8 protein-coding genes are annotated in these 5803 nt (G+C 73.9%); 4 read left to right on the top strand and 4 right to left on the bottom strand.

Going from position 1 to position 5803, the window contains the following annotated elements; all coding sequences use genetic code 11:
- Positions 1-117 precede the first annotated feature (117 nt).
- Both AB0K80_RS33755 and AB0K80_RS33750 read right to left on the bottom strand, forming a co-directional pair.
- Positions 118-369 (bottom strand): WhiB family transcriptional regulator, encoded by a 252-nt coding sequence (locus tag AB0K80_RS33755; RefSeq protein ID WP_365676360.1) that lies wholly within the window; start codon positions 367-369, stop codon positions 118-120.
- Between the two features lie 153 nt (positions 370-522).
- On the bottom strand, positions 523-1422 hold the full coding sequence (locus AB0K80_RS33750) for a LysR family transcriptional regulator ArgP (protein ID WP_365676358.1): 900 nt from the start codon (positions 1420-1422) through the stop codon (positions 523-525).
- A gap of 65 nt (positions 1423-1487) precedes the next feature.
- Here AB0K80_RS33750 and AB0K80_RS33745 point away from each other — a divergent pair, with 65 nt between their 5' ends.
- On the top strand, positions 1488-2102 hold the full coding sequence (locus tag AB0K80_RS33745) for a LysE/ArgO family amino acid transporter (RefSeq protein WP_365676356.1): 615 nt from the start codon (positions 1488-1490) through the stop codon (positions 2100-2102).
- A gap of 65 nt (positions 2103-2167) precedes the next feature.
- On the opposite strand, the gene AB0K80_RS33740 is transcribed toward AB0K80_RS33745, so the two are convergent.
- Both AB0K80_RS33740 and AB0K80_RS33735 read right to left on the bottom strand, forming a co-directional pair.
- A complete protein-coding gene (locus AB0K80_RS33740) occupies positions 2168-2623 on the bottom strand; it encodes a cyclic nucleotide-binding domain-containing protein (protein WP_365676354.1) in 456 nt (151 codons plus the stop codon).
- 670 nt (positions 2624-3293) lie between these two features.
- The gene (locus AB0K80_RS33735; protein ID WP_365676352.1) at positions 3294-3515 is read right to left on the bottom strand and encodes a hypothetical protein; all 222 of its coding nucleotides are present in this window, start codon (positions 3513-3515) and stop codon (positions 3294-3296) included.
- Positions 3516-3852: 337 nt separating this feature from the next.
- Here AB0K80_RS33735 and AB0K80_RS33730 point away from each other — a divergent pair, with 337 nt between their 5' ends.
- The 3 genes from AB0K80_RS33730 (at position 3853) to AB0K80_RS33720 (ending at position 5665) form a co-directional block, all read left to right on the top strand.
- The gene (locus tag AB0K80_RS33730; protein WP_365676350.1) at positions 3853-4284 is read left to right on the top strand and encodes an ATP-binding protein; all 432 of its coding nucleotides are present in this window, start codon (positions 3853-3855) and stop codon (positions 4282-4284) included.
- A gap of 211 nt (positions 4285-4495) precedes the next feature.
- Positions 4496-5365: an RNA polymerase sigma factor SigF gene (locus AB0K80_RS33725; protein WP_365676348.1), complete on the top strand. Its 870-nt coding sequence runs from the start codon at positions 4496-4498 to the stop codon at positions 5363-5365.
- 33 nt (positions 5366-5398) lie between these two features.
- Positions 5399-5665 (top strand): DUF5133 domain-containing protein, encoded by a 267-nt coding sequence (locus AB0K80_RS33720; RefSeq protein WP_365676347.1) that lies wholly within the window; start codon positions 5399-5401, stop codon positions 5663-5665.
- Positions 5666-5803: the final 138 nt, after the last annotated feature.

Here is a 5803-nt window from a genome sequence, read left to right as displayed (position 1 = left end):
GGGGCCCACGCCGCCCCCGCGCCCGCACCCACCCCGGGGCGGTGCCCAGGGGGGGCGGGCCCCCCGCCCGGGGGGTGGGGCCCCCGCCCGCATGCCGCCGTACGGTCCCGCCGCCGGCTAGCCGGCGCCCCGGCGGGAAGCCGCGCGGCGCTTGAGCGCACGCCGTTCCGTCTCGTTCGTGCCACCCCATACTCCGATGGTCTGGCCCGTGTCGAGCGCCCACTGGAGGCAGTCGTCCCGCACGGGGCAGCGTCGGCACACCGCCTTGGCCTGCTCGGCCTGCAGCAGGGCCGGTCCGGAGGTGCCGATCGGGAAGAACAGGTCGGGGTCCTCGTGCCGGCAGGCGGCGTGGTTGCGCCAGTTGTCCATCGAAGTCACCTGCGTTCCAGTAGAAACGTCCCATTCGGATGTCTTGCTCCGTTTCGGGTCACCGGGCGATACGGGGTGAAACAGCCGACCGCGGGATTCGGTCACTGATCGCACACGCTGCGCGGAGAACGGCCGGAATGCGACGCCCGGCTGTCAGCGCAGCGCCTCGGCCGCCGTGGCCGTCACCGCGCCGGCCACCTCGGCCAGGGCCGGCGAGTCCAGCTTCCACTGCTGCCAGTACAGCGGGGCGTCGACCGCCCGGCCGGGGGCGAAGTCCACCAGCCGGCCGGCGCGCAGCAGGGGCTCCGCCTGCACCTCGGGCACCAGGCCCCAGCCCATCCCGGCGGCGACGGCCTCGACGAAGCCCACCGACGTCGGCACGTAGTGGCGCCGCGCGCTCGCCTCGGCGCGTCCGCGCGTCAGCCGGCGGACGAAGCCGTCCTGGAAGTCGTCCCGCCGGTCGAAGACCACCACCGGCGCCTCGGGAAGCGCGTCCCGCAGGGGCTTTCCGTCCAGGTACCGGCCGGCGAAGTCCGGGTGCGCGACGGGGAGGTACCGCATGTGCCCCAGCGCCCGCACGGAACAGCCCGGCACCGGATCAGGGGAGGAGGTCACCGCGGCCATCACCCGGCCCTCCCGCAGCAGCGCCGCCGTGTGGTCCTCGTCCTCACGGTGCAGCTCGAAACAGAGCCGCAGCTCCTCGGGCACCCGGCGCAGGGCGCCGAGGAACCAGGTCGCCAGCGAGTCCGCGTTCACCGCCACCGACACCCGCGTCGGCTCCCCGGCACCGCTCAGCCCCAGCTCGGCGAAGGCGTCCCGCTCCAGCCGGGCCATCTGGCGGGCGAACCGCACCAGCACCTCGCCCGACTCGGTGGGCCGGACCGGCTTCGTCCGCAGCAGCAGGACCCGCCCGGTGCGCTGCTCCAGCGCCTTCACCCGCTGACTGACCGCCGAGGGCGTCACGTGCAGGGCGGCCGCGGCCGCGTCGAAGGTGCCCTCGTCCACCACCGCGAGAAGGGTCCGTACCTGGTCCAGGGGCAGATCAGCCATCATGCGAGCTAATGTTACGTAAGAATCTTTAGCTGTACTCCACGTGGGCCGCTTCCTACCGTCGATGCATGACCAGCGCTCTGACCGCCGCTGCCGCCGGATTCGGCACCGGCCTGTCCCTCATCGTCGCCATCGGCGCGCAGAACGCCTTCGTCCTGCGCCAGGGCATCCGCCGCGACGCCGTCCTCGCCGTGGTGGGCATCTGCGCCCTGTCCGACGCCGTCCTCATCGCCCTGGGTGTCGGCGGGGTCGGCGCGGTGGTGGTGGCGTGGCCGGGCGCCCTGACGGCGGTCGGCTGGATCGGCGGCGCGTTCCTGCTGGGCTACGGCGCCCTGGCCGCCCGCCGGGTGTTCCGCCCGGGCGCCGCGCTGCGGGCCGAGGGGGAGGCGGCGGGCTCACGCCGCCGGGCCGTCCTGACCTGCCTGGCGATGACCTGGCTCAACCCGCACGTCTACCTCGACACCGTCTTCCTGCTCGGCTCGGTCGCCGCCGGCCACGGCCCGCTGCGCTGGACCTTCGCGCTGGGCGCCGTCCTGGCCAGTCTCAGCTGGTTCACCGCACTCGGCTTCGGCGCCCGCCTGCTGAGCCGCCACCTGGCCACCCCCACCGCCTGGCGCGTCCTCGACGCCCTGGTCGCCGCCACCATGATCGTCCTGGGCGTCACCCTCATCGCCGGCACCTGAGGTCGCCGGCGCCGGGCTGGTGCCGCGGCTGAACGGCCGGGTGGCACAGGCGCGACGCCGGTTCCCTACAGCGCGCCGCGCCGGTTCATCGTGTACTGCTCCATCAGCTTGCCCCGGGTCATCTCCAGCCGGTGCGCGAGGATCTCGGCGACACAGCGCACCAGCACCAGCCCGAGCGCCGGATCCTCCTCGCACAGTGCGCGCACCGCAGCCGCGTCGAACTCGTAGGCCCGTACGGGACTGAAGGCCTCGGCGCCGAAGTCCCACCGGTACGGCGGGAACAGCCAGGACCAGCCGAGCAGGTCGCCCGCGCCTAGGCCCGCGACCGTCACCCGCTGCAGGGAGTTGAGCCGCTGGTCGAGCGAGACGGCGCCGGAGCGGATGACCCAGAAGCGGTCGGCCACGCCTCCCGCCTCGAAGATGCGGGTGTCCTCCGGGAAGGACACCTCCCGGGCGAGCTCCATCAGACGCTGTCGCTGGGGCGGAGGGAGGGCGGTCAGGAGTTTGATCGCTTTGGTCATGGGGCGGGACTCCTCGCCGGGTGTGCGAATCCGGTGCTTTCCCTCTGCCCATTTCAGCGGCTGCCGCTTCCTCGGGCACCTCGGCGGACCGCACGATCCGGCCCCGGGTCCGCGGGCATGAAGAAGCCCTGGCTGGACGGGGGAAACCAGCCAGGGCCGTAAGAGGTGGCGCACGGAGGAGGGGGGATCCAGTCCGTCGCCACGTATGGATGAACCGTAAACCACCGGCGGGGGGTTCGCGCAACCGGAAACCGGGTCACGTGACCCGTTTCACTTCGGTGCCTGCGGTTCCGCCGCGTTCCTGCGGCGTCCCGCGCGCTCCGGGTGACGCCCCGCGCCGTCTCCAGCTCCGGATCGGTCGGGTCCGGCAGGTGCGTGCCCGCCCGCCCGGTGCGCAGTCGGCCAGGCCGATCCCGGCCGTCCTGCCGGGCGAGAGGCTCACCGCGCCCGTGCCGCGGTACAGCACGTGTCCGGGGCGGCGACGCCCGCTCCCTGCCCGCCCGTCGGGCGAGGGCACCTCGCCCCGCGGTGCCCGCGGCAGACCGGGCGCGGCCCGGGCGGGATCGCGCAGCGGCAAGCAGTACCGGAGCGCCCGAGGGGGGCTGACAGTCGGGCACGCCCGGGCCCCGGGTTGGAAAAGCGCTGGAGGACTACCGCCGTGGGTCGGCCGTCAGCCCTGACCCGTGTGTTTGCCCGGGGTCAGGATCTCGTCCAGCACCGTGAGCACGGCCTCGTAGGCCAGGGTCCGCACCTCGGCGGTGCGCGCTTCCTCCGGGTCGGAGCCGCTCAGCTCGTCGGTCCGTCGTCGCCAGGTCTGTTCCTCCTGCACCGCGCAGGCCCTCGCCCGCTGGATGCGCCGCAGCAGTTCGTCCGAGTCCACCACATCCGTCATGACGTTCGCGTACCCCGGTCACGGCCCGTCATCGCCCGTGATTGCGCACGGCACGGAGGTTTGCCGGTACCGGGAGAGGTCAGCCGAACAGTGAGGACCCGCCGCGCTCGCGCGACAGGCGCCACGACCGCCGCGGCCGGGCCGGGAACAGCACCGCGTCGCGCGGGCCCGTCCGCCCGCACGCGGCCGGCCCGGGGTGGGGCGGTTCGGCCACGGGCAGGCGCGGACCGGCCGCGTCCTCACCGACCAGCGTCCGCACGGAGCGGGGAGACGGCTCGTCGTCCGCACCGGTCTCCGTTCGTCACGACCAGGGAGCTGAAGGATGTGCGAGGAGCGCATGAGGGAATCCGTGTTCGAACCGCCCGGGGCGGGCGGGGCCGGGCGGCCGGCCCGACCGTGCAAACCCGCCGAGGCACGCCAGGCCGTGGAACGCGCCGTCGCCGAACGGTGCCGCGCCACCCACACCCCGTGTGACGCCGATGCCCTGTCCGACGCCCTGCTCGTCGCCTCGGAGCTGACCACCAACGCCATCCTGCACGGCGGCGGGGTGACCGACTTCCGGGTCGACGTGGACGGCCCCGGCGTCCGTGTCTCGGTCAGCGACCGCAGCGACGATGTGCCGGTGACCGTACCGCGCACCGACGGCCAGGGGCGGTGGCGGCACGGCGGCCACGGCTGGCCCATCGTGTGCCGGCTCGCGCGGGACGTGCGCGTGTCCGACCTGCCCACCGGCGGCAAGTGCATCACCGCCGTCGTACCCCTGTCCTGACCAGGCCGAAGAGCGAGAGTTGGCTGAGTCGAGAAGAATGTGTGGCGAAGCGGAGTTTGCTCCACCGGGGCGGGGGCAGACGCAGTTTCGTGCTTCGGACCGGAGGCGCGCCTAGCGGGAGCGGTATGGCTGCTCCGGGCCCTCCAGGTGATCCGGAACAGCGCCTATCCCGCGGTAAGTCCCTGAAACGACCGTTCGGGAGCGAATCCGCATGCTGATCGATACGCCGACCAACCGTCCCGGCACGCCCGACACGAAGAACGGCCAGACCGGCTCCGCCCGGCGGCGGCACGACGACGCACCCGACACCGCCGAGCTCTTCGCCCGGCTGGCCGAGCTGGAGGACGGGCCGGAGCGGGACGCCGTCCGCGACGAACTCGTCACGCTGTGGCTGCCCATGGCCCACCGCATCGCCGGCCGCTTCCGTGATCGCGGCGAGTCGCTCGAGGACCTGCGGCAGGTGGCCGCCCTGGGGCTGGTGAAGGCGATCGACCGGTTCGACCCCAGCCGGGGAGCCTTCGAGAGCTACGCCGTGCCGACCATCACCGGCGAGGTCAAGCGGCACTTCCGCGACCGTATGTGGGCCCTGCGCGTGCCCCGCCGGGTGCAGGAACTGCGCAACAAGGTACGGGTGGCCCGCCGCGAGCTGACCCAGAACCCGGGCAGCCCGGAACCTTCCGTCGCCGACATCGCCGCCCACACCGGGCTGACCGAGGAGGAAGTCAGCGCCGGGCTGGAGGCCCTGGACAGCTTCAGCACCCTGTCGCTGGACGCCGAACTGTCCACCGACGACGACGGGTACAGCCTCGCGGACACCCTCGGCGCGTCGGACTCCTCCTTCGACGTGGTGGTCGACCGCGAGTCCGCCAAGGAAGGCCTGCGCCGCCTGCCGGAACGCGAGCGGGCCATCCTCTACATGCGCTTCTTCGAGGACATGACACAGAGCCGTATCGCCGACCGGCTGGGCATCTCCCAGATGCACGTCTCCCGCCTGATCAGCCGCAGCTGCGCCCGGGTGCGCGACGAGGTGATGGGGCAGCGGACGGGCACCCGGGGCTCCGGCGGCCGCACGACGGCCTGACCCGCCCGACCGTACGAGGAGAGACTGAGACACATGCTGAGGCCCCATCCCACCGTGCTGCGCCGGCTGGTCGACGAGTACGAGTCCCTGTCGGCCGCCGAGGGCGCGCCCGGCTCGGTGGCCAGCGCCCGGGCCCGCGACCTGGCGTACACGCTGTGCGTGTCCACCGGCACGCGCGACGTCGGACACGCCCTGGAGGCAGCCCACCGCTGGCTTGCGACGGCACCGGCCGCCCGGGCCACCGTCGTCGCCGGCCCCCGCAGCGCGACGGCACCGCGCACCGCACCCCTGATCGAGTGACGCGACGTCGCACGCCCCTCCCAGCGGGGCGGTGCGGCGCGACGAGCGAGCGCGGCCCGGGGGGGGGGGGTGGCCGCCGGGGGTGGGCGGGCGCCCCCCCCGGCCGGGCGTTGGGCGCCTGCCGGGGGGAATGCCGTG

It is taken from the genome of Streptomyces sp. NPDC052682 (genome assembly GCF_040678435.1).
In the GTDB taxonomy this organism is placed as follows: domain Bacteria; phylum Actinomycetota; class Actinomycetes; order Streptomycetales; family Streptomycetaceae; genus Streptomyces.
Note: the sequence above shows the minus strand (reverse complement) of the source record. Positions and strands in the feature narration are given on the sequence as shown.

Excerpts from the sequence above, each read along its gene's own strand:
- AB0K80_RS33755 (WP_365676360.1), bottom strand. The coding sequence starts at position 369 with ATGGACAACTGGCGCAACCACGCCGCCTGCCGGCACGAGGACCCCGAC.
- AB0K80_RS33745 (WP_365676356.1), top strand. The coding sequence starts at position 1,488 with ATGACCAGCGCTCTGACCGCCGCTGCCGCCGGATTCGGCACCGGCCTG.
- AB0K80_RS33730 (WP_365676350.1), top strand. The coding sequence starts at position 3,853 with ATGAGGGAATCCGTGTTCGAACCGCCCGGGGCGGGCGGGGCCGGGCGG.
- AB0K80_RS33720 (WP_365676347.1), top strand. The coding sequence starts at position 5,399 with ATGCTGAGGCCCCATCCCACCGTGCTGCGCCGGCTGGTCGACGAGTAC.
- AB0K80_RS33735 (WP_365676352.1), bottom strand. The coding sequence starts at position 3,515 with ATGACGGATGTGGTGGACTCGGACGAACTGCTGCGGCGCATCCAGCGG.
- AB0K80_RS33725 (WP_365676348.1), top strand. The coding sequence starts at position 4,496 with ATGCTGATCGATACGCCGACCAACCGTCCCGGCACGCCCGACACGAAG.
- AB0K80_RS33740 (WP_365676354.1), bottom strand. The coding sequence starts at position 2,623 with ATGACCAAAGCGATCAAACTCCTGACCGCCCTCCCTCCGCCCCAGCGA.
- AB0K80_RS33750 (WP_365676358.1), bottom strand. The coding sequence starts at position 1,422 with ATGATGGCTGATCTGCCCCTGGACCAGGTACGGACCCTTCTCGCGGTG.